General features: G+C 41.2%; 28 protein-coding genes. 14 read left to right on the top strand and 14 right to left on the bottom strand.

The annotated features are described in order from the left end of the window. The first annotated feature begins 194 nt into the window (after nt 1-194). On the top strand, nt 195-1,649 hold the full coding sequence (locus G9Q97_RS23170; protein ID WP_166151397.1) for a DUF294 nucleotidyltransferase-like domain-containing protein: 1,455 nt from the start codon (nt 195-197) through the stop codon (nt 1,647-1,649). A 100-nt stretch (nt 1,650-1,749) separates the two neighbouring features. After that, a complete protein-coding gene (locus G9Q97_RS23165) occupies nt 1,750-3,081 on the top strand; it encodes an MATE family efflux transporter (RefSeq protein WP_166151384.1) in 1,332 nt (443 codons plus the stop codon). Nucleotides 3,082-3,711: 630 nt separating this feature from the next. On the opposite strand, the gene G9Q97_RS23160 is transcribed toward G9Q97_RS23165, so the two are convergent. The 4 genes from G9Q97_RS23160 to G9Q97_RS23145 form a co-directional block, all read right to left on the bottom strand. Continuing rightward, on the bottom strand, nt 3,712-4,158 hold the full coding sequence (locus G9Q97_RS23160) for an Hsp20/alpha crystallin family protein (RefSeq protein WP_166151382.1): 447 nt from the start codon (nt 4,156-4,158) through the stop codon (nt 3,712-3,714). Between the two features lie 218 nt (nt 4,159-4,376). Further along, a complete protein-coding gene (locus G9Q97_RS23155; RefSeq protein ID WP_166151380.1) occupies nt 4,377-5,060 on the bottom strand; it encodes an ABC transporter ATP-binding protein in 684 nt (227 codons plus the stop codon). Between the two features lies 1 nt (nt 5,061). Further along, on the bottom strand, nt 5,062-6,321 hold the full coding sequence (locus tag G9Q97_RS23150; protein WP_166151378.1) for an ABC transporter permease: 1,260 nt from the start codon (nt 6,319-6,321) through the stop codon (nt 5,062-5,064). 119 nt (nt 6,322-6,440) lie between these two features. Continuing rightward, nucleotides 6,441-7,523: an efflux RND transporter periplasmic adaptor subunit gene (locus G9Q97_RS23145; protein ID WP_166151376.1), complete on the bottom strand. Its 1,083-nt coding sequence runs from the start codon at nt 7,521-7,523 to the stop codon at nt 6,441-6,443. A 197-nt stretch (nt 7,524-7,720) separates the two neighbouring features. Between G9Q97_RS23145 and G9Q97_RS23140 the strand changes: the two genes are divergently transcribed. From G9Q97_RS23140 to G9Q97_RS23130, 3 genes are all read left to right on the top strand, one after another. Beyond that, nucleotides 7,721-8,686 carry a sensor histidine kinase gene (locus G9Q97_RS23140; RefSeq protein WP_166151374.1) on the top strand — a complete coding sequence of 322 codons (966 nt, stop codon included), beginning with the start codon at nt 7,721-7,723 and terminating at the stop codon, nt 8,684-8,686. A gap of 429 nt (nt 8,687-9,115) precedes the next feature. Then, entirely contained in the window at nt 9,116-9,541 is a 426-nt protein-coding gene (locus G9Q97_RS23135; protein ID WP_317168807.1) for a response regulator, read from the top strand. 3 nt (nt 9,542-9,544) lie between these two features. After that, on the top strand, nt 9,545-10,555 hold the full coding sequence (locus G9Q97_RS23130; RefSeq protein WP_166151370.1) for a PAS domain S-box protein: 1,011 nt from the start codon (nt 9,545-9,547) through the stop codon (nt 10,553-10,555). A gap of 13 nt (nt 10,556-10,568) precedes the next feature. Here G9Q97_RS23130 and G9Q97_RS23125 read toward each other — a convergent pair whose 3' ends face one another. Further along, nucleotides 10,569-11,069, bottom strand: coding sequence for a GNAT family N-acetyltransferase (locus G9Q97_RS23125; protein ID WP_166151368.1), 501 nt, complete (start codon nt 11,067-11,069; stop codon nt 10,569-10,571). Between the two features lie 61 nt (nt 11,070-11,130). Further along, nucleotides 11,131-11,937, bottom strand: coding sequence for a 3'-5' exonuclease (locus G9Q97_RS23120; protein ID WP_166151366.1), 807 nt, complete (start codon nt 11,935-11,937; stop codon nt 11,131-11,133). 308 nt (nt 11,938-12,245) lie between these two features. Here G9Q97_RS23120 and dnaB point away from each other — a divergent pair, with 308 nt between their 5' ends. Both dnaB and G9Q97_RS23110 read left to right on the top strand, forming a co-directional pair. Then, nucleotides 12,246-13,826 carry a replicative DNA helicase gene (gene dnaB, locus G9Q97_RS23115; protein ID WP_166151364.1) on the top strand — a complete coding sequence of 527 codons (1,581 nt, stop codon included), beginning with the start codon at nt 12,246-12,248 and terminating at the stop codon, nt 13,824-13,826. 266 nt (nt 13,827-14,092) lie between these two features. After that, a complete protein-coding gene (locus G9Q97_RS23110; RefSeq protein ID WP_166151362.1) occupies nt 14,093-15,091 on the top strand; it encodes a quinone oxidoreductase family protein in 999 nt (332 codons plus the stop codon). A 54-nt stretch (nt 15,092-15,145) separates the two neighbouring features. On the opposite strand, the gene G9Q97_RS23105 is transcribed toward G9Q97_RS23110, so the two are convergent. Beyond that, complete coding sequence (locus G9Q97_RS23105) at nt 15,146-15,472, bottom strand: tetratricopeptide repeat protein (RefSeq protein WP_166151360.1); 327 nt, start codon at nt 15,470-15,472, stop codon at nt 15,146-15,148. 56 nt (nt 15,473-15,528) lie between these two features. On the opposite strand from G9Q97_RS23105, the gene G9Q97_RS23100 reads away from it, so the two are divergent. The 4 genes from G9Q97_RS23100 to G9Q97_RS23085 all read left to right on the top strand — a co-directional run bounded on the left by G9Q97_RS23100 (nt 15,529) and on the right by G9Q97_RS23085 (nt 19,260). Further along, the gene (locus tag G9Q97_RS23100) at nt 15,529-16,260 is read left to right on the top strand and encodes an electron transfer flavoprotein subunit beta/FixA family protein (protein WP_166151358.1); all 732 of its coding nucleotides are present in this window, start codon (nt 15,529-15,531) and stop codon (nt 16,258-16,260) included. Nucleotides 16,261-16,273: 13 nt separating this feature from the next. Continuing rightward, nucleotides 16,274-17,242: an electron transfer flavoprotein subunit alpha/FixB family protein gene (locus tag G9Q97_RS23095; protein WP_166151357.1), complete on the top strand. Its 969-nt coding sequence runs from the start codon at nt 16,274-16,276 to the stop codon at nt 17,240-17,242. 3 nt (nt 17,243-17,245) lie between these two features. Beyond that, nucleotides 17,246-17,857, top strand: coding sequence for a bifunctional nuclease family protein (locus G9Q97_RS23090; RefSeq protein ID WP_166151355.1), 612 nt, complete (start codon nt 17,246-17,248; stop codon nt 17,855-17,857). 119 nt (nt 17,858-17,976) lie between these two features. Further along, nucleotides 17,977-19,260, top strand: a complete 1,284-nt coding sequence (locus tag G9Q97_RS23085; protein WP_166151353.1) for a NupC/NupG family nucleoside CNT transporter — start codon at nt 17,977-17,979, stop codon at nt 19,258-19,260. An 18-nt stretch (nt 19,261-19,278) separates the two neighbouring features. Here G9Q97_RS23085 and G9Q97_RS23080 read toward each other — a convergent pair whose 3' ends face one another. Beyond that, entirely contained in the window at nt 19,279-19,713 is a 435-nt protein-coding gene (locus G9Q97_RS23080) for a peptidylprolyl isomerase (protein WP_166151351.1), read from the bottom strand. Between the two features lie 210 nt (nt 19,714-19,923). On the opposite strand from G9Q97_RS23080, the gene G9Q97_RS23075 reads away from it, so the two are divergent. Beyond that, nucleotides 19,924-21,423: a peptide MFS transporter gene (locus tag G9Q97_RS23075; RefSeq protein ID WP_394353003.1), complete on the top strand. Its 1,500-nt coding sequence runs from the start codon at nt 19,924-19,926 to the stop codon at nt 21,421-21,423. Between the two features lie 62 nt (nt 21,424-21,485). Here G9Q97_RS23075 and G9Q97_RS23070 read toward each other — a convergent pair whose 3' ends face one another. From G9Q97_RS23070 to G9Q97_RS23055, 4 genes are all read right to left on the bottom strand, one after another. After that, nucleotides 21,486-21,632, bottom strand: coding sequence for a hypothetical protein (locus G9Q97_RS23070; RefSeq protein ID WP_166151347.1), 147 nt, complete (start codon nt 21,630-21,632; stop codon nt 21,486-21,488). A 135-nt stretch (nt 21,633-21,767) separates the two neighbouring features. Further along, nucleotides 21,768-21,968 (bottom strand): hypothetical protein, encoded by a 201-nt coding sequence (locus tag G9Q97_RS23065; RefSeq protein WP_166151345.1) that lies wholly within the window; start codon nt 21,966-21,968, stop codon nt 21,768-21,770. A gap of 55 nt (nt 21,969-22,023) precedes the next feature. Next, a complete protein-coding gene (locus G9Q97_RS23060) occupies nt 22,024-22,509 on the bottom strand; it encodes a hypothetical protein (protein WP_166151344.1) in 486 nt (161 codons plus the stop codon). Nucleotides 22,510-22,580: 71 nt separating this feature from the next. Continuing rightward, entirely contained in the window at nt 22,581-22,958 is a 378-nt protein-coding gene (locus G9Q97_RS23055; RefSeq protein WP_166151342.1) for a response regulator, read from the bottom strand. A gap of 223 nt (nt 22,959-23,181) precedes the next feature. Here G9Q97_RS23055 and G9Q97_RS23050 point away from each other — a divergent pair, with 223 nt between their 5' ends. Then, complete coding sequence (locus tag G9Q97_RS23050) at nt 23,182-23,664, top strand: deoxycytidylate deaminase (RefSeq protein WP_166151340.1); 483 nt, start codon at nt 23,182-23,184, stop codon at nt 23,662-23,664. Nucleotides 23,665-23,886: 222 nt separating this feature from the next. On the opposite strand, the gene murB is transcribed toward G9Q97_RS23050, so the two are convergent. Beyond that, a complete protein-coding gene (murB, locus tag G9Q97_RS23045) occupies nt 23,887-24,930 on the bottom strand; it encodes a UDP-N-acetylmuramate dehydrogenase (protein WP_317168806.1) in 1,044 nt (347 codons plus the stop codon). 115 nt (nt 24,931-25,045) lie between these two features. Between murB and G9Q97_RS23040 the strand changes: the two genes are divergently transcribed. After that, entirely contained in the window at nt 25,046-26,011 is a 966-nt protein-coding gene (locus G9Q97_RS23040) for a succinylglutamate desuccinylase/aspartoacylase family protein (protein ID WP_166151338.1), read from the top strand. Here the strand turns inward: G9Q97_RS23040 and G9Q97_RS23035 are convergent. Next, nucleotides 26,005-26,607: a hypothetical protein gene (locus tag G9Q97_RS23035; RefSeq protein ID WP_166151336.1), complete on the bottom strand. Its 603-nt coding sequence runs from the start codon at nt 26,605-26,607 to the stop codon at nt 26,005-26,007. The genes G9Q97_RS23040 and G9Q97_RS23035 overlap by 7 nt on opposite strands. Between the last annotated feature and the right edge of the window lie 126 nt (nt 26,608-26,733).

Raw genomic sequence — 26,733 nt, 5'->3', positions numbered from 1 at the left:
CGGGATGCTCTATTCAGTTGAACTACAGGACCTTTATATTACAAATAGAAACAGGCTTTTCAGCCTGTTTCTTGATGCTTTTTCAAAAGCTTGTGCAAATGTAAGGCGGTTTTTTTTAATTACAAACTGTAAATTGTAATTACTTATTTATTTACTCGAAATGATTGCTCATCTTTGCAAAAAAAATTGTTTTCATGCCTTCTGAGCCATTGACTGTTTTAGATGATTTTTATGTCAGGACCATTGGTGAAATCCCACTAAAGGAAATATTGTATTGTGTGCCGGAAACTTCCATAGCCATCGCTGCTCAAATCATGCGAAAGGAAATGTCCAGCTGTCTTTTTGTAGGTCGCGACAAGACTCATATCCATGGTGTAATCACTGATATTACCTTAAGAGATAATGTTTTGGCGCAAGGTGTATCTCCTGAAAGACCCATAGCCGAAATCATGGATAAAACCCTGGTATCTATTCCTAAAGATGCATTCGTTTATGAAGCCCTGTTGCTGATGTTTCGCACCAAGACCAGGTACTTGCTGGTTTCTGAGGCAGGTAAATATATTGGAGTGACCAGCAGGAATAAGATTTTGACTATTCAGTCACAATCCCCCTTTGTATTTATACAGTCGGTAAAGCTTGCCCTGGATAAGGATGAATTAAAAGTTAAGTGGAAACAGGTGCCAGGTATTGTGGATCAATTGATTCAGCGTGGGGTCAGGGCGGAAATTATCAATCAGATCATATCTACAATTGCCGATACCATCGCCCTGAGAGTGATTGAACAGGTGGTAAAAGAACGTGGAAAACCGCCTGCCAATTTCGTGTTTTTTGTGCTGGGCAGTGAAGGAAGGAAAGAACAAACCCTGAAAACAGATCAGGACAATGCCATCATCTATGAGGATAAGGCCAATGAACAGCGTGCCCTGGTAAGGGATTACTTTCTGGGTTTTGCCAAAGAAGTGTCTGATAGACTCCATGATATTGGATTCAATTATTGTAAAGGGGGATATATGGCAAGCAATCCCAAATGGACCCATTCCCTTTCCCATTGGAAGAGAAATTATGCTGCCTGGTTTCAGGAATCCTCAACTGAAACGGTGATGAGTTATGGCACTTTTTTCGATTGCAGACCCATATATGGAGATTTTACTTTGCTAAATGACCTGAAAGCATTTATGGATGGGCAGCTACAATATCCTTTGGAGCGGTTTTATTATAATATGGCACAGAATGCCTTGCAATACGATACCCAGCTTACCTGGTTGAGGAATATCAGGACTTTTAAAGTTGACAAGGAACAGGTTTTTGATATAAAGAAAGCCATGACACCTATGGTAGATGCGATCAGGCTTTATGCACTGGCCAATAGGATTTTTGAAACCAATACGGGAAAAAGACTGAAAATCCTTACAGAGAGGGGCGTTTTTACAACCATTGCATCTGACGAGCTGTATCAGGCTTATTATTATTTGATGGGCTTAAGACTGGAAAAGCAGGCAGCCACCGTAATTAAAGAAAACAAAACCCCTGTCAACTATATAAAAATCAACACATTAACCAAAGTTCAAGTGGTGACTATCAGGGAAATTTTCAAGGTCATCCGGGATTTGCAGCTGAAAGTAAAGATTCAGTTTACCAAAACTTTTTGAGACCTTCCTGTAATAGGGGTTTATCCATTGAAATAAAATGGGTACTTTGCCCCGATAAACCCAATGCTTAGTTTTCCTGACCATTGGGAATTTGCATTATATGGAAAAAAACAACCATGCTTTTGGTCATTCCCCAATTGGTAAGTTGCTGGTCCAACAGGCGGTTCCGGCAGCGGTAGGTATTTTGGTTTTGTCCATTTATGGTATTGTGGATACGATATTTGTGGGTCGATTTGTGGGCTCTCTTGGAATTGCCACAATCACTGTGGTTTTACCCATTACTTTTCTGATTTCCAGTATTGGCATGTCCATAGGTGTGGGCGGTGCTTCCATCATTTCCAGGGCATTTGGGGATAACAATAATGTCAGGGCTTTTGCTACATTTGGGAATCAGATTGGCATGACCCTGACCCTGGCCTTGTTTTTTGTAGGCATGGGTTATGTGTTTTCAGAAGAAATCCTGAAGCTTTTTGGTGGAAAAGGGGATGTTTTACAGCCAGCCAAGGATTATTTTTCAATCATCCTGATTGGTATTCCTTTTTTGGCCTGGGCCATGATGAGTAATAATGTGATCAGGGCAGAAGGCTATCCAAAAGTGGCCATGTATACCCTGATAGTACCAGCAGTATTTAATATTGTTCTGGATCCGATTTTTATTGTATGGCTGGATATGGGACTAAAAGGAGCGGCATGGGCTACCACCATTTCATATATTGCCAGTGCAGGCTATACATTGTGGTTTTTCATGTTCGGAAAATCCATTATGAAAGTTAAAGCTTCCTGGTTCAAGCCCGATCTGGCCATTGCCAGGGAAATTTCTGCCCTGGGAGCGGTTACTTTGGCCAGGCAGGGGACGGTGAGTATTTTGGCCATAGTCCTGAATAACGAACTCTTTACCTATGGCGGGGAGATGGCCTTGTCTGTTTTTGGGGTGATCAACCGGGTCATGATGTTTGCAAATTTCCCGGTACTAGGCATTACCCAGGGTTTTGTGCCCATAGCAGGATACAATTACGGTGCAAGGTTCAAAGATAGGGTGCATTTGGCCATCAGGCTTGCCTTGAGGTCTTCCAGCTTGATAGCATTTGTCATTTTTATTTTGATCATGAGTTTTACTGGTTCTTTAGTCCAGGTTTTTACTGAAGATGAAACCTTGATTCTGGAAAGTATTCCGGCCATGAGAAAGGCATTTCTGGCTACCCCGCTACTGGCCTTTAGTTTGATAGGGAGTGCTTATTTTCAGGCCATAGGCAAACCAAAATCCGCTTTACTTCTGGCCTTGAGTAAACAGGGGATTTTTCTGATTCCTTTGGTCATCATTATGCCCCTGTTTTTTGGTTTGGAAGGAATCTGGTATGCCTTTCCTCTTGCAGATACGGGAGCTGCGGCCATTTCTTATTTTTACCTCAAAAAAGGTACAGATGCCTTGTAAGGAAATCGTATTTGAAGTTTATTTCCTATTATCAAGCCGGTATCAGTATTTGAAATTCATTTGAGGAAATGTTTAATCTGTTAATCGCTTAACTGTTTAATCGAAAAGAATGGCAGAAGAGCTTTACACCAAAAAATATGGGATTGACCTTGGTGTCGGGTTTTCAGAATCAAGGAATGAACAGAATTTTGAACCTTCGGGATCCGTTACAATCCAAAAAAACAATAATTTCAATTTTTCATCCATAGGATTTATAGGAATGAAGCACCATTTTGCAAAAAATTTCTCGGTTTCGGCTGAATCAGGAGTTCTTGTTGGGTTTGACCAAAATTATCGAAATAACTCCTCCAAAAATCAAGGACGCACGGTTGAAGACAAAACCTCAACCCATAGTTTTTCCCTTTCATTAATGCCCATCAGAACACTCCGTTTTGTCTTTCATTTTTGATCTTCCAGTTAAGGAAACAAGATGGTATGAGAGCAGCTTTTTTAAGGTTTATCATTTGTGTATTGTTTTCCCAATGAGTTATTTAATAAACACATCATCGGTAGTCCTGCATACCAATAAGTCCTGATAAATAGGAAATAAAAAAAAGCCCCGATCAAGTGTTCGGAGCCTTTTTACTAGACCTAACCAACTTTAATTTCTTTTTTCGCAGGGGCAACAACCTGTTTGAGCTTTGGGATCTCAAGCATTAGGATGCCATTTTCATATTTGGCTTCAATCTTATCGCTTTCTGCGTTTTCAGGAAGGCTAAAGGACCTTTTAATGGAGGCATAGGAAAACTCCTGCCTTTTGATCTCTTCTTTGTCCTCTTCCTTCTTTATTTCTTTTTCTGCTTGTATCGTGAGCACGCCTTCAGAAGACTCAATTTTAAAATCCTTCTTTTCAAATCCCGGTGCTGCCACCTCTATCTGAAATTCCTTTTCTGTTTCTTTGATATTTACGGATGGGATCTCGAATTTTTGGTCCCAATCATAAAACCGATTGTCAAATTCCGGCCAGTTATCGGATCCCAGGAGATCTGAGATTGCCTTTGGCCAGAAACTTCCGTTTCTTTTTCCTAGTGTTAACATTGGCTATTTGAATTTTGTAGGTTATGTTTTTATTACACTACCAAAGTAATTCAATAACGTTACAAAGGGGATGATTCCTGTCATGGCGAAACATGATTTATATCAAAACCAACCCCAAGGATTGAATGCAGACGAAAGGGTTCCACCTCTATTGATGAGCTGATAGGATGGCAATAAATTGGTAGGGGTAGCTCCTTAGAGAGATTGGGCGGTAGCCTTTATTGGGAAATGATCCTGCCATCCTCCATTTCAATGATCCTGTCAGTGCCTTCGGCGAATTCGGGATCATGGGTTACGATCAACAGGGTTTGGTGAAAAGTGGTGGCCAAATCTTTAAAAATCCCAAAAACAATATCACTGTTTTTTTTGTCCAGGTTTCCGGAGGGTTCATCCCCCATGATAATTAAAGGATCATTGATCAATGCCCTTGCAATGGCTACCCTTTGTTTTTGTCCGCCGGACAATTGATTGGCTTTTTTTAGGGCATGGTCTTCCATTCCAAAAATACGTAGTTTTTCCATGGCTTTGAATTCCAATTCCTTTCGGCCCATTTTTCCTAGTTTGAGTCCAGGAATCATGACGTTTTCAAGTACAGAAAATTCCGCCAATAGGTAATGGAACTGAAAGACAAAACCAATTTTTTCATTTCTGATCCGGGAAAGAAAGGATTGAGATCTACCGGTTACAGGGCTTTCATCTATCAGCAACCTGCCCTGATAACTGGTGTCCATAGTAGATAAAATATAAAGTAGAGTGGATTTACCGCAGCCAGATTTACCCATGATCGATACAAATTCCCCCCTGTTGATGGTGAAAGTGATATCTTTCAGCACTTGGGTTTCTACAGGATTATAGAAAAATTTATTGATATTTCGGGCTTCCAATACAGGTTTTTCCTTCATGTTATTTTCCTCTTATGATTTCCACCGGATCTACACTGCTCGCTTTTTTAGCCGGGAAATAACCGGCCATGTAAGTGGTCAACAAACTAAAAACACCACCAATGATATAATACCGGGGATTAAAGTCTACAGGGAATGTCTTTATGGTGGGTAAGGCCTCAGTTTCAAAGGGAAGTTGATCAATGCCCATTCCTGCCAGATAACCTAGTATTAATCCTACCGCTCCACCCACTATTCCAATGATCAGCGCGATCAGGGTAAAAACGATGTTTACATCTCTTCCTGAAAACCCAGTGGCCTTTAATATAGCTATGGTATCCATTTTTTCATAAATCATCATGTTCAGAATATTGTAAATTCCAAATCCTGAAACGATAAGCAGGGTGATGCCAACCGCATAGCTGATCAGGTTTCTTATTTCTGTGCCGGTTTCAAACTGTGCGTTTACTGTTTGTATGTCATCTGCTTTTATCTCAAATAAATCCCCGTAATCAATGGCCATGGAAGGGGCCAGCTCCAGTGATTTCAACTTTACCTGTATGTCCGTAATAAATGAAGGAGGTTCGCCCAATATTTTTTGGGCGGTTTCCAGGGAGGTATAGCTTTGTACATTGTCCAAGTCACCTAAACCAGATTGATAATATCCCACCACCTTTAATCGTACGGTATTCCCCTGGGCCGTAGTGGCCTGAATCACATCCCCAATCTGGGCCAGCATGCGGTCGGCGGCACCTTTGCCCAATATGATGCTGTTATTGATGTTTTTCAGGTCATCGCTGTTTCCTGCAGTGACATAATCTTCAAAACTAAAAAGAGCATTTTCTGCATCTACATCGATTCCGTTTATGGATCCCGTTATATCTATGTTTCCGATGTTGTAAAAAACCTGGGTGTTTACTTTTGGGGCTACTCCCAAAACCCGCTCATCGTTTAGCAAGGTATGGATCATGGCAGCACTGTTGTAGATACTTTTACGGCTGCTGTTGGGTTTGATGGACCTGATGGTATTGTTATAGCTGCTATAGGTATCAGACATGTCAACAGGCTGGTTGGGGTTTGGCTTGATTTCATTGTAAAAGCGGATATGAGGTGTCCTGTTCAGTACCAATCCATCCAGCATCATGTTCAAACCATTCATAAAGCCTAAAAGTGCCACAAACATGGTAATACTAAAAGTTACTCCTATAGCGGCGACCAGGGTTTGTTTGAACCTGGCAAGCATGAGTTTTTGGGCTATTTCCAGTAATAAACCGAATTTCATCTGTCTATAATTTGTTTTCTAAGGCCATAATATGTCCTGTACTGAAGGATTCCGACACTCGGAAAATCTCGGATGATGAATAATTGTCCCTTTTTTAGACAGGTTCTTTCTGCCAGATGTTAAGGTTTAATCAATTCCGTTGTTTCTTCAATTCCACTTAATATTTCTGTGTTTTGGTAGTTTTTAATGCCGGTTTTGACTCCAATGGTGTCTCCTTCGATGCTGATGACGTACTGATCCTGAATCAGGTAGGAAGAAGGAATCAGTAGCGCATTTTCTTTTGTTTGAAGGATAATGTTAGCCTCCAAAGTCAAATTGGGGTACAACTGCGGGGGAGATTTGGTGAACTCAGCTTCAACAACAAAACTTTTGGTTTTGTCATCCATAATGGGATGGATTTTGGTAACGGTAGCATCAAAGACTTCTCCACGGTAACTGTCCAGGTTGATTTTAATTTCCTGCCCCGTCTTGATTTGAGCAATGTCATATTCGTCTACCAAAAGCTCTAATATGAATTCTTCCCCATTACCCAACACGGCAAGTTTGCTTTGTTGGTTCACTAGTTCACCTGTCTCTTTCAAAAGGGAGTAAACCTTTCCATCTATTTTACTCTTAATTTCCAAATCATTGGCCAGGGAACTGGCTATTTCAAAGTTTTTTTGAGCATTTTTAGCATTGAATTCGATTTCCCTGATCAGGGTTTCCTGGTTAAGGTGCAGGGCTTTGAGTTCCGTTTTGGATTGGGAATACTGCAACAGCCTCTGTTCAAGGTCAAGATTTGTTCCAATTCCTTTGTCATGCAGTTTTTTTTGTCTTTCCCATAATAGGGAATCATGCGTCATTTTTTCCTGAGCCAATTTTATTTTTACCTCCAAATCTTTCAACCTTGCGACGTTGTTTTCCTTTTCCGCAAATGATTTGGAAAGCCTGGCCATGTCCTGGTTCAGTTCGGTGGCCTCATTGGACAAAGAAAACAAAATATCCCCCTTATTTACAATATCTCCCTCGCTGACAAAGATTTTTTGGATGTACCCACTACCATTTGGCTGAACCTCATATTGATTTTTGCTGACTACTTTTCCTGAAGCATAAACCGAAAGGCTGATATTTTGCCTGTTGGGAGTAATTTTTTCAGTGGAAGTAGAGCAGGAAATAAAGATGACCAGCAAGCTGAAAATAGTAATTTGAGAGATTTTAAACATGGTTAATTGTTTTTAACTATCAACTTTTTTCACTTCACCAATTTAAGGCATTTTGATGAATGGATTTGTACTTGAAAATAAAATTTAATTCCTTAAAATTAATTGGTGTTGAAATCTCCGCTAATCAATTTTGTTTCGTAATTTAATCATTTGATATGTAGCAGTGAGAGATAGGGTAGGATGAAGAACCAGCATAAATGAAAACGAGTTTAAAAATAGCTATTCTTTATGTAGTTGTAGGGATACTATGGATTTTTGCAAGTGATACTTTGATACTTTATTTTTTCCAGAGTACAGATGTTTCAATATTAACAAATTATCAATCTTTTAAAGGGACAGCATTTATTTTTTTGACAGGGATTTTGTTGTACTATTTAATGGAAAAACAATACCTGTATTTGGATAGTAAGGTCAAAGAGCTTGAAAAAGCCAATTTAAAGATCGAAAAGGAACGGATAAAATCCGATCATGCCAAAAATCAATTGGATCAGTTTATTTCCGTGGCATCCAATGAATTGGTTGAACCGGTAAGACAGAGTCATGGTTTTTTGGAGCTATTTATACGGAAAAACAAAAACAGTCTTCCAGAAAAATCTATTTCCTTTCTGGAATTGACATTAGATAATTTCTATAAAATTAAAGATGTGATTCAGGATTTGGTAGAGTTTTCACAATTGACAGAAGAAAGGGAAGCTTTGCAAATTGTAGATCTGAATGAAGTTTTGGAAAAGGCGATTCATTTAAATTCCAGGAAATTCGGGGTGGGAAAAATCGATTTGAAGAAAGAAGATTTGCCGAGTATCAAAGGTGATTACAAAAGGTTTTTGCAATTATTTGATCAGCTGTTGAACAACGCATTTAATTTCAGGGATTCATCAAGACCACTGAAGATTGAAATCAGTGTTTCCAAAGCTGATGGTTTTCAAACCATAGCCGTAAAAGATAACGGTGTAGGCATAGCCTCTCAAAACCTGGACAGCATATTTTATATTTTACAACAATATGATCAAGGCCTCACCAGGAGAGGTTCAGGTATGGGCCTGGCTATTTGTAAAAAAATCATAGAAGATGGTGGGGGTAAAATTTGGGCTACGTCTGTTTTAGGAGAAGGTAGTACCATCCATTTTACCGTTAAAGATGTAGTTTCCAGAGAAAAAGTTTAGCCTGGAAAAAGGAATCGGGAAGTCCGATCTTCGCTTTCATGTGATGTTTTCAAAAGGTCATAAAAGTTTATATATATTCCTTGGGATACCTTAATTTAGCCTATCCTCCAGCGGCAGGTCAAAAGGAAGCAGTTTTGTCCTTTGAGCCATCACTGCCTGGGGAAAAAACTTTTACAGCTATTTCGTTCATTGAACTTTTGCCTGCTTCAAAATATACCCTAATTTAAGCTTTAACGTTATACAATTGGAATAGGATAATACAAATCATACCTTTCAAATAGAATAAATTTTACCCATTCCATACTTGTGAAGTGTATAATTTCTTATTCAATCTTTGGAATTAAATAATTTTTATACTTATTTCCTTACATGACCCGGAAAAAATTACGGGTTAAAGATTCTAACCAAGTTAAGTTGCTGATCATGACCATGTTGAAGATATTTTTGATCGAAGATAATGAAGGAGATGTTTTATTGATTTCAGATGCTTTGGAGGAACTTAATATACCGCTACAAATCAGCTATGCAAAAGATGGTCATGAAGCAGTGGAGTTTTTGGAAAGTTGCTTGTGTGTAAACGACAACAATATTCCTGATCTGGTTTTGCTGGATATTAATTTACCTAAAAAGAACGGTCAGGAAGTGTTGCAATTTATCAAAAGCTCAAATGGGTTAAAGCAAATACCCGTAATCATGCTAACTACTTCCTCCAGTGAGACGGATATCCTGGAATCTTACAAAAATCATGCAAACAGTTACATTTCCAAGCCTATGGGACCGGAAAGCTATCAGGATATCCTGCAAAAGATTGAAAGCTTTTGGTTCTCATTGGTAAAACTCCCTTCCAGGGTATAAGTTATGTCCTCAGAGGAAGATATTCACCGGATCCTCATTATCGAAGATAATGAAGGGGATTATATTTTGGTGGCGGAGGCCCTGGAAGAAAAATTCCCGACATCCAAAATTGATTGGGTGGCTACATACAAAGATGCTGCTGCACAAAATTTTGGGGATTTTGACATCATACTTTTGGATCTTAGTCTTCCGGATAAGAGCGGAGAGCCATTGATCAAAGAAATTTTGGCCATGGCTGCCAGGATTCCCATTGTAGTTTTGACCGGTTATGCGGACAGGAATTTTGCTGTCAAATCTATCAGTTTAGGCATGTCTGATTACATGGTTAAGGATGAGCTTCACCCGGATATATTATTTCGGAGTATCATTTACAGTATAGAAAGAAAGAAAGTATTCAATAGGTTAGAAGAATCGGAACACCGGTACAAAGAACTTTTCCATCTCAGCCCTTTGCCCATGTGGGTATACGATCAGGTTTCATTTGAATTTTTGGATGTCAATGAAGCAGCCATTCAATCTTATGGTTATCCGAGAGATGAATTTCTTGGCATGACTATATCGGATATACGGCCTGAGCAGGAAAGAAATAAGCTGTTAATCGCTGTAGAAGAGGGCAAAAAAAATCCTGGCTTTAAAAATGCAGGAACTTTCCTGCATTCAAAAAAAAACGGGGAGATCATTACGGTGGAAATCAGCTCTAATCCGATCAACTTCAGTGGTCGCCCTGCCAAGTTGGTACTGGCCAACGATGTCACTCTAAAAAAGGCTTACATTGAAACAATAGAAGAACAGAACAAAAGGCTCAAGGATATTGCATGGATTCAGTCTCATGTCGTTAGGGCCCCCCTTGCCCGTTTGATGGGCTTGGTAAGTCTGCTGGAAGTTGAACTAGAAGGTTTGTCAAAAGATAAAAAGGAATTGTTGGATCATGTTTTGGTTTCTGCTTCAGAATTGGATGAGGTGATCAAGGATATTAATTCCAAAACCAGGAAAATTGATTTGCCCGATGAGTAATGTATACTAGTGATTAAATTTTTTTCTTAAGGGTAAAATCATCCATCACATAGCCATTTCCGATAGGGATAACCTCATCCTTTATCTTTGTAAATCCCTGCTTTTCATAGAACTGGAAAGCTTTACTATTGTATTTGTTGACATTCAGCACCATGTTTTTCATTCCGGTTTTTTTCCCTTCCGTTTCAAGGTAAGTTAGTATTTCCTTGCCGATGCCACGGCCTTGCGCTGTAGGCAATATATATAATTTATGGATTTTAAGCTGAGGCAATCCAAGGTAGTGAAGTTCATAGGAGGCAAAGCCCAAGGGTTCCTTTCCCTTGGAAGCGATAAGGAATTTGTGGGCTTTTTTTTCCATTTGCTCTTGAAGGGAACCTTTGCTGTACATCATGTCCATCATGTATGCCAATTGCTCGGAACTAAGAATTTCCCCAAATGCAATGGGCCAAATGATTTTGGCCATATCCTGAATTAGTGGGATGTGTTGGCTGTCTGCCTGGTAAATTGTAATCATCGGTTCAATCTTAAGACTGTCCACGCCGACCTTTTATAGGAAATACAGTGCAAAAAAACCATTATCTCTGATTAAACCCCCGGAGTTTTACCTGAGTGAGTTTTCTTTTGGTGTCCAGCGGAAAGTCTCCCTTCATCATCCAGTCGTAATAACCGGGTTCTTCTTTTAATACCTGTGTAACAGGTTTTCCTTTTTGTTTTCCAAAATTAAAGCATTCCTCCCCTTTGTCATTGAAAACAAATCTCCCTGCTAAATCCACCATTTTTTCATTGATCATGTTGTGGATTTTTTTCATATTATTTTCCATAACACCCACGATGTTTCCCTGGAGGTCTTCCATTTGCTCTCCCGCATACCGATCTATCTGGGCCTTGAAAACCTCATAAGTAGCCAGCGTATCTGCCTCGGCACTGTGGGCATTTTCCAGGACCTTTCCGCAATAAAATTTATAAGCAGATGCCAGGTTTCTTTTTTCCATCATGAAAAAGATCTTTTGGGCATCCAGCAGGTTTCTCTTTTCCAGATCAAAGTCAATGCCCGCCCTTAAAAATTCCTCGACCAATAAGGGGATATCATATTTCAATACGTTAAAGCCTGCCAGGTCCGCTCCCTCAAAAAACTGCTGCAGCTCCCGGGCCACATCCTTAAAAACAGGTTCATTGACCACGTCTTTGTCATAGATACCATGAATAAGGGAGGATTCCAGCGGTATGGGTACCGTTGGATTGATTTTCATGGTTTTGATTTCCTCCTTGCCATCGGGATAAACTTTTAATACAGATATTTCTACAATTCTATCAGTAGATATGTTGACTCCTGTGGCTTCAAGATCAAAAAATGCAATCGGATTCTTTAAATTCAATTTCATTGGGATTTTACTTTGTATATGAAAAAGGTTAGGTTCAAAATTGAGTGTACGACGTTTCCTGGCCCTGACTCCTACCTGAACTTTTTTTGGATATTTTGGTAGTTAAACCAGGATTGCAAATATAGGAATTTTTACGGGTTTAATTTATCAACTGATTTTTGCTCTGGAGCTGGTGAAAAAATAATTTTCACATCTCTGGAATAGATTTTGCCCCCAATGGGTTGTATAAGTAATGGTTACAGGCTTGTGGATAATAAAGTGTATAAATTGTTCAAAACCTTTGACCTTAAAGGGGTACTTTTGTTTGTATGGCAGATAAAAACAGCAATAAAACTGAACGATTAGGGACGTTAAGGAGGCGGACAGGTGATCCTGCAGCTGCATTGGGCAAATTGCCTCCCCAGGCCATTGACTTGGAAGAGGCCGTCCTGGGAGCATTGATGTTGGAAAAAGATGCCCTGACGGCGGTGGTTGATATTCTTTTGCCTGACAGTTTTTATAAAGATGCCCACAAGATGGTCTATGAGGCTATTCTGGATTTGTTCAATGCAGGGGAACCCATTGATTTGCTTACCGTCACGAATCAACTCAGAAAGAACGGAAAGTTGGAATTGGTAGGCGGAGCTTACTTTATCACGGAGCTTACCTCAAGGGTTTCATCTGCATCAAATATTGAATATCATGCCAGAATCATCACTGAGCAGGCCATGAAACGGGACATGATCAGGATCGCTTCTGATATTCAAAAGGAGGCTTTCGAGGATACAACCGATGTCTTTGAACTTTTGGACAAGATGGAGCAGTCCTTGTTTGAAATTTCCGAAAATAACATCAAGAAAAACTACGTGGACATGCGCTCTATCATGCGCGAGGCCATAATTGAGTTGGAGAGCAAAAAGGGGCAAAAGGATGGACTTACAGGAGTGCCCTCTGGTTTTACAGCCCTGGATAGAGTCACCTCCGGTTGGCAAAAATCAGATTTGGTGATCATTGCTGCGCGTCCGGCAATGGGAAAAACTGCCTTTGTGCTATCGGTTTTGAGAAATGCTGCGGTAGACCATGATCGACCGGTTGCCATTTTTTCGTTGGAAATGTCTTCCATTCAGCTGGTCAATCGATTGATCAGTTCAGAAGCAGAACTGGATTCTGAAAAAATAAAGAAAGGAAACCTGGCAGATTACGAATGGCAACAGCTGATTCATAAGACGGGGAAACTTACTTCAGCACCCTTATTTGTGGACGATACCCCGGCTTTATCTATTCTGGAATTAAGGGCAAAATGCCGCCGCCTAAAAGCCCAGAATGATGTACAATTGATCGTAGTGGATTACCTTCAGTTAATGTCCGGAGACAGTAAGGGAAACAATGGAGGCAATCGGGAACAAGAAATTTCCAGTATTTCCAGGGCCCTGAAAAAAATAGCCAAAGAACTTAGCGTTCCGGTAATCGCCTTGTCCCAACTTTCCAGGGCGGTGGAGACAAGGGGAGGAGACAAAAGGCCCCAGTTATCCGACCTTAGGGAGTCTGGAGCCATTGAGCAAGATGCGGACATTGTCATGTTTTTGTACCGTCCGGAATATTACGGCATTACCGAGGATGAAGATGGAAACAGTACCTCAGGCGTAGGTGAAGTCATTATTGCCAAGCATAGAAACGGTTCGCTGGAAAATGTGAAGCTCAGGTTTATTGGCAAGTACACCAAGTTTACCGATTTGGATTTGAATGTGCCCTACCAGGCTCAGGATGCACTTTATGGCAGTCGCTTTCCCAGTAGTGCAGGGGGCAAGGGTTTTGATGAAGGAGGGATGGTCCGTATGGGAAGCCGGGCCAATGGAGATGAGCAAGGGGAGAACCCCTTTCCTGGGGGAGAAGACAAAGCTCCATTTTAAATTTTGGCAAAAAGATTTAAAATCCCTGAAATTGAATCTTTAAGGCAATAGATAGCTACAGCCTTGCGCTGCTGTCTCTAAGGGACTGGAAATACCAATCTACCTGAATAAACAAAAAGTTCTTATATTAAGAAATCAAGTGTGCTGAAGGCGACAACCAGAGATGACTAAAATTACCTTCCCGCCAGAAGGTACAAGATTCTCCCGAATAAAGAAACCTTCGGTGCCAGTCCAGTTTTGACCTTAGAAAATCAAAATATAAACAGATGAAGTGTATCGTTTTAGATAGTAATCATCCCGACGGGATTTCCCTGGTGGATTTAAAAGAACCAGTTCCGGGTCGGCAGGAATTGAAAATAAAAATAAAAGCTGCAGCCTTGAACCATAGGGATCAATGGTGCAGGCAAAGGAAATATCCCAATTTAAAGGACGGTATTATTTTGGGTTCGGATGGAAGCGGAACAGTTGTAGAAGCAGGAAAAGGGGTAGATCCGAATTGGATAGGAAAAGAAGTGTTAATAAACCCTGCCAATAATTGGGGGAATAATCCATCCGCCCAGGGAGCTGATTTCAGTATTCTGGGTATGCCCAATCATGGAACACTGGCCGAATATATTTGTGTAAAAATGGACAGGGTTCACGAAAAACCCTCCCATTTGGATGATTTTCAGGCAGCGGCTTTACCATTGGCAGGTTTAACAGCATTCCGGGCCCTGGTCTACCAGGGACATTTGAATAAGGAAGACAAGGTATTGGTGACTGGTTTTGGGGGAGGGGTAGCCCAAATGGCCGTTCAGATTGCCCTGAGTTCCGGAGCAAAAGTCAGTGTGAGTAGTGGCGAGCACTGGAAACTTGAAAAAGCCCTAGAAATGGGCGTTGGAGCCGGATATAACTATAAAGCAGATTGGATCAATGAAGCTAAAACTGCCGACAGGGGTTTTGACCTTATTATTGACAGTGCCATGGGGAACACAATGAATGATTTAATCGAAGTGGCCAGACCAGGAGGAAGGATTGTAGTCTATGGAGCCACTTTGGGAAATCCTGGTGAAATTGATGCCCGTAAAATATTCTGGAAACAGCTGTCCATACAGGGCTCCACCATGGGGTCTGATTTGGATTTTAAAAAGATGCTGGAATGGGTAGCGCTTCATAAAATCATTCCCCTTGTTGATGAAGTATTTCCTCTGGAGAATGCTGTGGCTGCCTTTGATAAGATGAAAAACAGCCAGCAGTTAGGAAAGTTGGTTTTGAAAATAGACTGATTTGTACCGCTACAGGTTTGGAATTCAATGGGATTCCCGAAAGGGCACCCCGATCTAATCTCCATCAACCTGAAAGTTGAAATAAGCGTTTTGCAATTCCTTTTTGGCATGTGCATCGTTTTGGGTATTTGCCAGGGCAATGCCATCAAGGAATGTTTTTTCTGCTTTTTCAGGCTGATTTAGTTCCATAAACAGTAAGGCAGCATGATAATAGGTAGGAAGATAGCTTTTATGTTCTTCCAATAGTTTGTTAAAATAAAAAGAAGCCTTTTCTTTGTCTTGATTTTGGTATTCCAAAGCCAGGGCATAAATGTTAAAAGGATCATAAGGTTCTTTTTCAATGTATTGTAAAAGTTCCTTTATCCTGTCAGCATGTTTCATGGTATGGGAATTGCATTTATTTTTAAGATTTGTGAACAAAGTTAATTAAAAATTACATGAATATATTGGTATGTATCACGCATGTGCCTGATACCACTTCAAAGATCAAATTCACAGCTGAAAATACCCAGTTGGACAAAACCGGTGTTCAATTTATTATTGGGCCCTATGATGACTATGCACTGGCAAGGGCTGTAGAACTTAAAGAAGAGACTGGCGGCAGTATTACTGTGCTCAATGTTGGCGAGGCAGAAACTGAACCTACCCTGAGGAAGGCATTGGCTATTGGCGCAGATGAGGCCATACGGGTAAATGCTTTTCCCAAGGATGCCTATTTTGTGGCGGAACAAATTGCCCATCAGGCAAAAGAAAAGGAATACGACATGATCCTTATGGGAAGGGAATCGATTGATTTTAATGGAGGAATGGTACATGGCATGGTGGGTGAGTTATTAGCTATCCCCTCCGTTTCCCCTGTAATGAAACTGGAATTAGAAGGTGAGACGGCCAGATTGGACCGGGAAATCGAAGGCGGGAAAGAATTTATCGAGGTAGCTTTGCCTTTCATAGCAGGATGCCAGGAACCCATAGCAGAATGGAAAATCCCGAATATGAGAGGGATCATGTCTGCCAGAACAAAGCCATTGACTGTGGTGGATGCTGTCTCAGTGGACCAAAGGACAGAGACCAGGACTTACGAACTTCCAGAGCCAAAAGGTGAGGTAAAGATTGTGGAAAATGTGGATCAGTTGGTGGAATTGCTGAAAAATGACGCCAAAATACTTTAAATAGCCAAAGAAAATGTCAATATTAGTATATATAGAACAAGATCAGGGAAAAATCAAGAGTTCCTCTTTGGAAGCTGTTTCCTATGCATCCGCTCTGTCAGAAAGATCCGGAGGAAAAGTCAGTGTTTTGGGATTGGGTACGATTGCAGAAGAAGACTGGGCACAGTTGGGACAGGCAGGGGCAGAGGCCATTTATCATGTGGCTGATGAGCGATTAAATTCCGGAGTCATTCAGGCTCATGCCCATATGATCGCTTTGGTTTATCAACAGGTTAACGCCAGTACCCTTGTCCTGGCAAAATCTGCTTTAGGTGATGCAGTAGCAGCAAGATTAGCTGTTAAATTGAATGCTGGATTGGTTTCCAATGTAGTTGGTTTGCCTGAACTTTCGGATGGCTTTGTAGTAAAAAGAAGTATATTCACGGGAAAAGCTTTTGTGGATACCGCCATACCAACAGAGAACAGGATATTGGCCATAAAAAAGAATACTCAGCCGATCAAAACAGATGGTACGGCTGTTATCGTTGAAAAGTTGACCTTAGAGTTGCCTGAGTCCGTTTTTGCCGCCAAAATAACCGGTAAGGAAAAGGCTAGCGGGGAGATTTTGTTGCCCGAGGCAGATATCGTCGTATCAGGGGGAAGGGGCTTGAATGGTCCGGAAAACTGGGGGATGATAGAGGATTTGGCTGATTCCCTTCATGCAGCCAGGGGATGCTCCAAACCTGTTTCGGATTTGGGGTGGAGGCCGCACCATGAACATGTGGGCCAAACCGGAGTGAAGGTGGCTCCTTCTTTGTATATAGCTATAGCGATTTCAGGGGCGATTCAGCACCTGGCTGGAGTGAACGCCTCCCGACATATTGTGGTTATTAACAAGGATCCCGAGGCTCCTTTTTTTAAGGCAGCGGATTATGGTATAGTAGGGGACGCTTTTGAAATAGTCCCAAAGCTAACAAAAGCGATTAAAGCATTAAAACAATAAACTGTGGATAATACAATTGAGTTAGAAATCCTGGGCTTGTCTTCTAATAGCGCACAATCAGGTTCTTTTACCCTAATATTGGGTGAATCTGAAGGTAAAAGAAAGCTTCCTATCGTAATTGGTATGTTTGAAGCTCAGGCTATTGCCATAGAAATTGAGAAAATCATTCCCAATCGGCCTATGACACACGATTTATTTAAATCTTTTGCTTCGAATTTTCAATTTTCTGTGGATCATATTTTGATCTCAGACATGAGAGAAGGAGTGTTTTATGCCAAAATCATGTGCCACAGTTCTTTTAAGAAAGTAGAAATTGACGCAAGGCCTTCCGATGCTATTGCCATTGCAGTCAGGTTTGATGCACCCATATTTTGTGCCAGTTCGGTAATGACGGAGGCGGCGATAGAATTTACCGAAGAGGATGAAAAAAGAGAGCAGGAAGCATCGGCAGGTGCCGGAACTGGTAAGGGGGCTAAAGAAAAGAGCAAATCTCAGGAAGCTTCCTTGAAGGATTTCAGTCTGGATAAATTAAACCAGATGCTTGAAAAGGCCATCAGCAATGAAGACTATGAAAAGGCGGCCCGGTTGAGAGACGAGATCAATAGAAGAAATTAAAGCCAGCTTGGACATGCTTTTCTTCCCTCTACACAAACCATTATTTTAATTTGAAAGGCTTACCATGGCAAATCCGTTATCAGTTCGGCAAGGGATGTTTGTGAAATGAAAGGACTGGTATGGATTATTTAAGAGGTGTATTAGGGATTTTGGTCCTGGTAGTTTTTGCCGCCCTGTTTTCTGTCAATAGAAAAAAAATAGATTGGCGTTTGGTGGGCATAGGTATAAGCCTACAGGTGATTTTTGGTATTTTGATTACAAAGGTTGATTTTGTTGCCGGGCTTTTTTCCAAAGTTAGTGCGGGTTTTGTAACTTTTTTAAGTTTTTCGGAAGAAGGGGCTGAGTTTTTATTTGGAGATCTGGCTACCAGTTCTTTTGGATTTATTTTTGCATTTCAGGTTTTGCCTACCATTATCTTTTTTTCTACTGTTTCTGCAGGACTTTATTATTTAGGTATTCTTCAAAAGGTCGTTTTCGGAATTGCCTGGGTAATGGCCAGGACAATGCGGCTATCGGGTGCAGAGAGCTTGTCAGCTGCAGGAAATATATTTTTAGGTCAAACGGAGGCGCCTCTATTGGTCAGGCCATTTATTCCTACCATGACAAGATCTGAGCTGATGTGTTTGATGACGGGCGGAATGGCTACCATTGCCGGGGGGGTATTGGCTGGCTATGTTGCCTTTTTGGGGGGAGATGACCCTGTTGAAAAAACCCGGTTCGCCACTTATCTGCTTGGGGCAAGTATTATGAATGCCCCTGCCGCAATAGTAATCTCTAAAATAATCATCCCTGAAGAAAACAAGGATATCATCAATGACAATTTACAAATCAGTGATCAGATTCCTGATGTAAACCTCATAGACGCCATGTCAAGAGGAGCTGCTGAGGGATTGAAACTGGCCCTTAATGTTGGGGCCATGTTGTTGGCTTTCATTGCCGTGATTGCAGCACTAAACTATTTACTTTCTGAAATTGTAGGTGATTTCTCGGGGCTCAATGCATTGGTGGCATCTGGAACCGATGGAACATTTTCCGGTTTGTCGCTTGAATACCTTTTGGGGCAGGTTTTCAGGGTTTTTGCCTGGGTCATAGGTGTAGAATGGAAGGATACCCTGGAGGTAGGGTCTTTACTTGGGCAAAAAACAGTAATCAATGAATTTGTGGCCTATTTGGGCCTGGCGGAAATGAAGGCTGCAGGTTCCCTGTCTCAAAAATCCATTGTTATAGCAACCTATGCGCTTTGCGGTTTTTCAAATTTCAGTTCCATTGCCATTCAGGTAGGTGGGATTGGAAGTATAGCACCCGGACAACAGGGGAACCTTTCAAGGCTGGGTATGCGTGCTTTACTGGCCGCTACCATAGCCTGTCTGATGACTGCCACTGTTGCCGGGGCACTATTTTAGCTTTTTCCGGACCTATCCTTAATCATGAATAATGATTTTTGTGATTTTATCCCCTTGTTTTAGCTGGTCCAGGGTCTCTATTCCTTCAGTTACTTTTCCAAAGCAGGTATGGTTTCTGTCCAGATGTTGCGTGTTGTCCCGATTATGGCAAATGAAAAATTGGGAACCTCCTGTATTCCTTCCCGCATGTGCCATGGAAAGTACTCCCCTGTCATGGTATTGTAGCTCCCCATCCAACTCACAGTCGATGTGGTAGCCTGGTCCACCGGTACCGTTTCCCTTGGGGCAGCCTCCCTGTACCATAAAATTAGGGATAACCCTATGGAAAGTTAGCCCATCATAAAACCCTTTTTGGGCAAGTTGGATAAAATTTTCTACAGTTTTGGGGGCATCTTCATCATAAAAATTAATTTTCATGGTACCCTTTTCGGTATGAATTTCTCCTGTTTTCATATAACGATCATTTGTTTTTTTGCAATAATACTGAAATAATGGTAGTATCATGTTATAATTGTATTCAATCCATTACCCATTTTATAAAATACCACCACTTACACTGCATTTGATTTGAAAAAAGAAGACAAGTTTTTAGGAAAACACAATGCCCCGGAAGACATTCTGGAATACGAAGGGCCCCAATTATTTGGTCACCCCAAAGGCCTGATGACACTTTTCTTTACTGAAATGTGGGAACGATTTAGCTATTATGGCATGCGGGCCCTGCTCATTTTGTTCATGACAGCACCTATTGCCGCCGGAGGCCTGGGTTTTGATGATCAGACCTCTGGGGCCATTTACGGTTTGTATTCTATGGGGGTTTATCTGCTGGCTCTTCCGGGAGGCTGGATAGCTGACCGCCTAATCGGTCTCAAAAAATCCGTTTGGATCGGTGGAATCATCATCACCACAGGGCATTTTACCATGGCTTTGCCGGGTCTGTTTCATTGGCTATCTGGAAACGAAGGCACTGCCAATCAACTTTCGGGCATAGACTTGCCTTCCTTCTTTTTGGGCCTTGTACTGATCGTTTTGGGAACAGGTTTGCTCAAACCGAATATCAGTTCCATTGTTGGGCAGTTGTATCCGGAAAACAGTTCCAAGAGAGATGCTGGATTTTCCATTTTCTATATGGGGATCAATTTGGGTGCATTTTTGGCCCCAATAGCCTGTAGTACCCTTGCTGTATACAATTGGCATCTTGGATTTGGACTTGCCGGATTCGGAATGTTGATGGGCCTGGTGCAGTACAAGCTCACAGGAGGATATTTAAAAGGAATAGGAGAAGCTGTTTTGCCACAGGATCCTGGGGAAAAGGCAGCACAAAAACGTGCTTTTAAAGGGATGTGGCTCATATTGGGCTTGACTTTTGTTTTGGTAGTACTGTTCTTTTTACAAATCATCCGACTGGATCCCGTGGCCATTGCAGAAGTTTCGAATACCGTAATCGCTATAGTGGCACTGTTGTATTTTGGTTATGTTTTACTGTTTGGGGGATTGGATGCGGAGCAAAAGAAGAAGGTTCTGGTGATCATGATTCTGTTTGTTTTTTCCGCAATTTTTTGGTCCGGATTTGAGCAGGCCGGATCATCTCTGAATTTATTTGCAGAAAGATTTACAGATAGGATGATGTTGGGCTGGGAAATTCCTGCGGGATATTTTCAGTCTGTGAACAGTATATTTATCATTATTTTCGCTCCTTTTTTTGGAGCCATGTGGGTGGGGCTGGCCAGGAAAAAAATGGAACCTAGTTCCCCTTTGAAATTTTCTTTTGGGCTTATTTTGTTGGGGATAGGATTTTTGGTCATGTATTTTGCAGCCAAAATTGCCGCTTCAGGAGATTTGGCAGCTCCTACCTGGCTGGTGATTACTTACTTGTTTCATACCTTTGGTGAGCTAAGTCTTAGCCCTGTGGGCTTGAGTTTGACCACCAAACTGGCACCAAAGAAGTTTGCCGGCCAAATGATGGGCATGTGGTTCCTTTCCATCGCTATGGGTAACCTTGTTGCAGGGAGAATTGCCGGAAGTGCCAGTGGGGGTACCAGCGAAGCATTGGCTGAAATGCCCCAACAGTACCTTTTAATCGTCTACACTGTGGTAGGCGCAGGATTGGTGCTAATGGTTTTATCCGGTCCCATAAGAAAATTAATGGGCAAGGTCCGATAAAAAAAATGAAATGGTATAAAAAACTAAAAGTAAAAAAAGCCGGTCAATGTGACCGGCTTTTTTTAATGATCTTTCTCTTCTTTTTTAAACAAAGTGCTTCTAAAATCAATGGCAGACAAGCCAGCTCCCAAGCCAACCAGGATGGCCACAATCAACCAAAAAACCTGGGCTCCGGACGCTATCGGAGAACTAAATATTTCTAATAACATATACAAAATGGTTTTGATATCAAATTTGAACGCAATTTAGGAAGCAAAAAACGGATTACAAAGGATTTATCCAAACCAATACCGGTAAAGCCTCAATTTCATGAATCCACTAAATGAGTTTGATCCACGAGAGTATTATTCAAACTCATCGTCTTCAAATTCATCCTCTTCTGAAAAGTCTTCCTCCAATTCATCAAAATCATCTTCATCAAAATCCATGAAAACATCATCTTCCAGTCCATTGTCTTCTTCTTCATCGAAAACCAAGTCGTTGAATTCCTCATCGAATTCGTCATCAGGATCCTCTTCAAAATCGTTGTCAAAGTCTTCATTCATAAGCCCCAGGTTTTTTATGTACGTTAGTTTTGGCTAATTAATGAAATTTTCGGAATTAACTCAAGGCCTCTGAATAATTTATTTTCCGGCCTACAGAAAGGAGCTGTATGGACTGAGCAGCAGCCCATTGTGTTTCCAGGACCTGCGTCCAGGTTTCCAGATAAAGAATTACATCCGCAATGTGATTTTTAACCATTTTATCCCTCCGCTCTTTTGGGATATGGGACAATATTTCAGGGTCTGACAACTTTTCCAGGTGAATCAGATCATCTCTTTCCAGCCCTGAATCCAACAGTTTTGAAATCATAAGGTCCATGGGCATGCCACTACTCGGACAATAGTCTACCAGCTGTTCGCTCCAATCTCCGGAACGCTGCATGGCCAACCTATGAATTTCAGCCTTACTTATCTGAATGATTTCCTGTGCCAGGTTTCCACAATTACAGGCACCCATGTGCCCCCATTGGTAAGTTGCACCTTTCTTTAATTTTTCTACTGTTTTACGCAGTTTAAATATCAGGTTGGGATTCGCTTTTGCCATGGTTTTATTTTTTATGTATAAACCAATTTCAGCAAAAGTAGTTTCTGCTTAGCCTAAAAAAATTAATTTTTTCAGTGGGAACCCTGTCCCGATTTTCCAAAAATCAAATTGATGTATTGCTTGATAAGTGGTTTGGAAAGGTATTTCTTTACTTTATCATATTGATTGGCCTTCATGATATCCCGTTCATCAACGGAACTGCTTAAAATATAAATCTCAGGATCTGCTTTGACAGGATTGAAAACTTCCAAAAAATCCCAGCCTGTCATTTCCGGCATATTCAGGTCAAGGAATAAATAATGGGGGTTGATCTGATAAATGTCTTTTAAGGCATCCATAGCATTGTCAAAAGAGAAAACCCTACAAGGCTCCATGATATTCCGTTGAATCAATTTTTCTGTAACGAAAATACTGATAGGATCATCGTCAATTAAAACTATTTTAACCATTGAAATGCATAAACGTGTTTTTGAAAAGCAAATAAATTGATACAAAAGTAGAATTTTATTTTTAATAAATAAATTTTGCTGAAGATTATTTTTTTTAAGCCAAATTTTCCACTAAACGAAAACGTTAAAAATACTAGATTTGTGAAGCAATGCCCGGGAATATTATCTGGCATTGCCTTATCTGAAGGAAACCAGATTATCTTTACTAACAGAATTTTACATTATGGCCAAACCAGATTTTGATGATATTTTTATGGAATTGGCAGTCAGCCTTGCCCAACGATCCCATTGTATCAAAAAGCATGTTGGTGCTGTCCTGTGCAAAGAAACCCGTATTATTTCCATTGGTTATAATGGGCCTCCTTCAGGAACCCACAATTGTGACGAAGAATTTCCTGAAGTCGGATGTAGCAGAGATAGTAAAGGAAGCTGTTCACTGGCATTGCACGCTGAACAAAATGCAATCCTGTATGCCGTTAAAAACAAGGCCTCTGTCGAAGGATCCACCCTTTATGTGACCCTGGCTCCTTGTCTCCCTTGTGCGCGAATCATCTATTCCATGGGTATTCAAAAGGTGGTTTATTTGTATTCCTATGCCAGCTACAAAGGAATTGGAATTGATGAAGGATTGGTGTTTCTCGAAAAGTTCGGCGTGAGGGTGGAACACTATCAAAAGACGCTTCAAATAAAGGATGATTTGATTTGAAATGCCCTTCTAATAGGTTTTAATTCATATTGCCTTCTCCTCAAACGGGTATTGGCAGGTCTTTTAAGGAACTCTTTGTAGGTACTATCCATAGGAGAATTTGATAACTGGCAGACAAGCGATTCTGCATTATATCCAAAACCAACAAATACAAGAAGGCTCATCCCCGGACAATCAAATCAGTTGCGCATAGCATTCCTTTGCGCCTGAACCCGGCGGGTATCAAAGCTGGATCAAATTTTCCGAGCTGATGGTATTAACTTCCCTTTCAAGCTGGATACCAAATTTGCCCAAAATATCAGCCTGGATTTTCCCGCTCAATTCGAGTATGTCCGTTCCGGTACCTCCGCCGTAATTTACCAGAACAAGGGGCTGTTTTTCATGCACGCCTATAGCTCCACATCGTTTTCCCTTCCAGCCGGCAGTGTCAATCAGCCAGGCTGCCGGGATTTTTACCCTGTTGTCTTCAACGGGATAGCCCGGAATTTCCGGGTATTGGTTCTTAAGCTGATTGAAGTCAAACAAGGGTATGGTTGGATTTTTGAAGAAACTTCCGGCATTCCCCAATTCTTTTGGATCAGGAAGTTTTTGTTGCCGGATTTTTACTACTGCTTCACTGATATTGACAGGGCTTGGATAAGCATTTCCCATTTCTTTCAGGGTGAGTCGGATATCTCCATAATTTATATTGGGTTGGTGCTTTTTGTTAAGCCTGAAGGCAACATGAGTGATGATATACTTCCCCTTTAATTTATTTTTGAAGATACTTTCTCTGTAGCCAAACCTGCAATCCTTCCCGGTAAACACACGTAATTTTCCGGAAGGAATTTCCATGGCTTCCAGATGATCAAATACCGATTTGATTTCCACCCCATAGGCGCCAATATTTTGCATGGGAGCAGCTCCAACGGTACCGGGAATCAAGGAAAGATTTTCCAAACCGCTTAATCCCATTTCTATGGAATACCTTACCAAATCGTGCCATACCACACCTGCGCCTACTTTCAGGATCACCTGCTCACCATCTTCCCGGATGCTGTCAATTCCCTGAATGTTGATTTTCAATACTACCGCATCCAGGTCCTCGAGCAATAAGATATTACTGCCTCCTCCAAGAACGAAAAGGGGCTTGTTTAAAATGCGGGACTGATTAAAAGCGTAAAGTACGTCCTCCCTGCTTTCAGCTTCACATAAAAATCGGGCTTTTTTGTTTATTCCAAAAGTATTATAGGCACTTAAAGAAATATTTTCTTGTATCTTCATCATATAAAATATACCACGAATTAAAGGTTATTTGACCAGATAGAAAAAATTTCCAGCAATTTAGCCCTAAAAAGTAGCGGTTAAGCATTATGGAAAAATAAATATAGTCTGCTTTTTTATGAAAGAAATGGTGATAAATGGTATCAGGGTTAGGCCCGGCCAAACACTGAACATAGAGATAGCCATTGCAAGGCTTCCTACCCATACCCTTATTGATTTGCCGGTTTTTATCCGGAGTTCCAGTAATCCTGGCCCTACCGTTTTGATCAGTGGGGGAGTCCATGGAGATGAAATTAATGGCATTGTCACAGTAAAGAGAATGCTGGAAGAAAATATCTATGAGCCCAAAAAGGGTACCCTTATTTTTATTCCCCTTGTAAATGTGTATGGTTTTTTAAGTAATTCCAGAACCTTTCCCGATGGAAGAGATCTCAACAGGAGTTTTCCCGGAAGCAGTAAAGGATCTCTGGCCTCTCAGATTGCCTATATCATGACACACGAGATCATCCCTCAAATAGATTTCGGCATAGACTTCCATACCGGGGGAAGGATGCTTTCCAATTATCCCCAGGTAAGAGTGGATTTCAGGGATAAGACAGGGTTGAAACTGGCAGAGATCTTTGGGGCCAATTTCACCGTAAATTCTCCCCATATCGACAAGTCCTTCCGTAAGGAAGCTTATAAAAACAAGAAGCATATTTTGGTTTTCGAAGGGGGAGAATCCATGCGTTTGGATGAACAGGTGATTCAGGAGGGTATCATGGGTACCGGAAGACTCTTGAAACACCTGGACATGATAGCAGGCGATTTTCCATCGGTAAGAACATTGAAGATTCAGGAAAGTGGCTGGGTCAGGGCTAAAATTTCCGGAATTTTCAATGCCTCGGTATCATTGGGAGATGAAGTAAAGAGAGGTCAGGTATTGGCAAAAATATCCGACCCTTACGGACAGGTAAAAGTTCCTGTGAAAAGCTCCTCATCGGGCCATGTCATTGGCATCAATAATCAACCGGTAGTCAATGCCGGTGATGCCCTGGTCCATATAGGAAGGACAAGTTCCAACAAATCGGCCGAACACTATTGAAATCTAAGGGCCAATCCAAGGTTAAGGTAGGAAATGCCGTAGCCTATTTCAGCAAAGCCAGCAGCCATAGGAGAGAAATAATAGCGACCACCAAGGTACAAAGTCAGCCCCGTACTGTTGCCAAAGTTTCCCGCCCCCTGACGATTACCCTGGGAATCAGTGTACGAATAATTAAGTAAATTGGCAGCCAGCATTAAGCCCCCGTAGACATCCAGGTCGTCGTTGTCCAGCCCTTGATAATGATAGGCACTTCTGATGCCGATAATGGTGTATTTCCAGCTGGCAGAAGTGTTGAAGCCGGAGGTTTCTGTTTTCCACCCAAAGCTTTTGTACCCCACATAAGCCCCGAGGCTGACAACCCCATCTGCTCCCGCATCCCATACCCCTTGCTCATATTGAACACTTATGGCCGGTGTTTGGGAATTGTGGGAAAAACTTCCAAGAGAACTCCCGATTCCTATACCGGCGCTGACTACTTTTGTGCCTTTATCAAAAGCCTGGCCCTGAGCACCTGAATAAAACAGGAAAAGAAAACAAATGCTACATAATGTCAGTAAACTATATGTATTCTGGTGTAAATAACTTGTGATTTTCATAGCCAAATTTTTTATATCGTTTTGGCTTCAATGTACCTCCCTTAGTTAATATTCAAAAGTCAGATTGATTAAGTGCCGGTATTCATTTATTTTTTGCCTGTCTTAATTTAGTAAATGATACAATAA

This window comes from Cyclobacterium plantarum (genome assembly GCF_011290685.1).
In the GTDB taxonomy this organism is placed as follows: Bacteria; Bacteroidota; Bacteroidia; order Cytophagales; family Cyclobacteriaceae; genus Cyclobacterium; species Cyclobacterium plantarum.
Note: the sequence above shows the minus strand (reverse complement) of the source record. Positions and strands in the feature narration are given on the sequence as shown.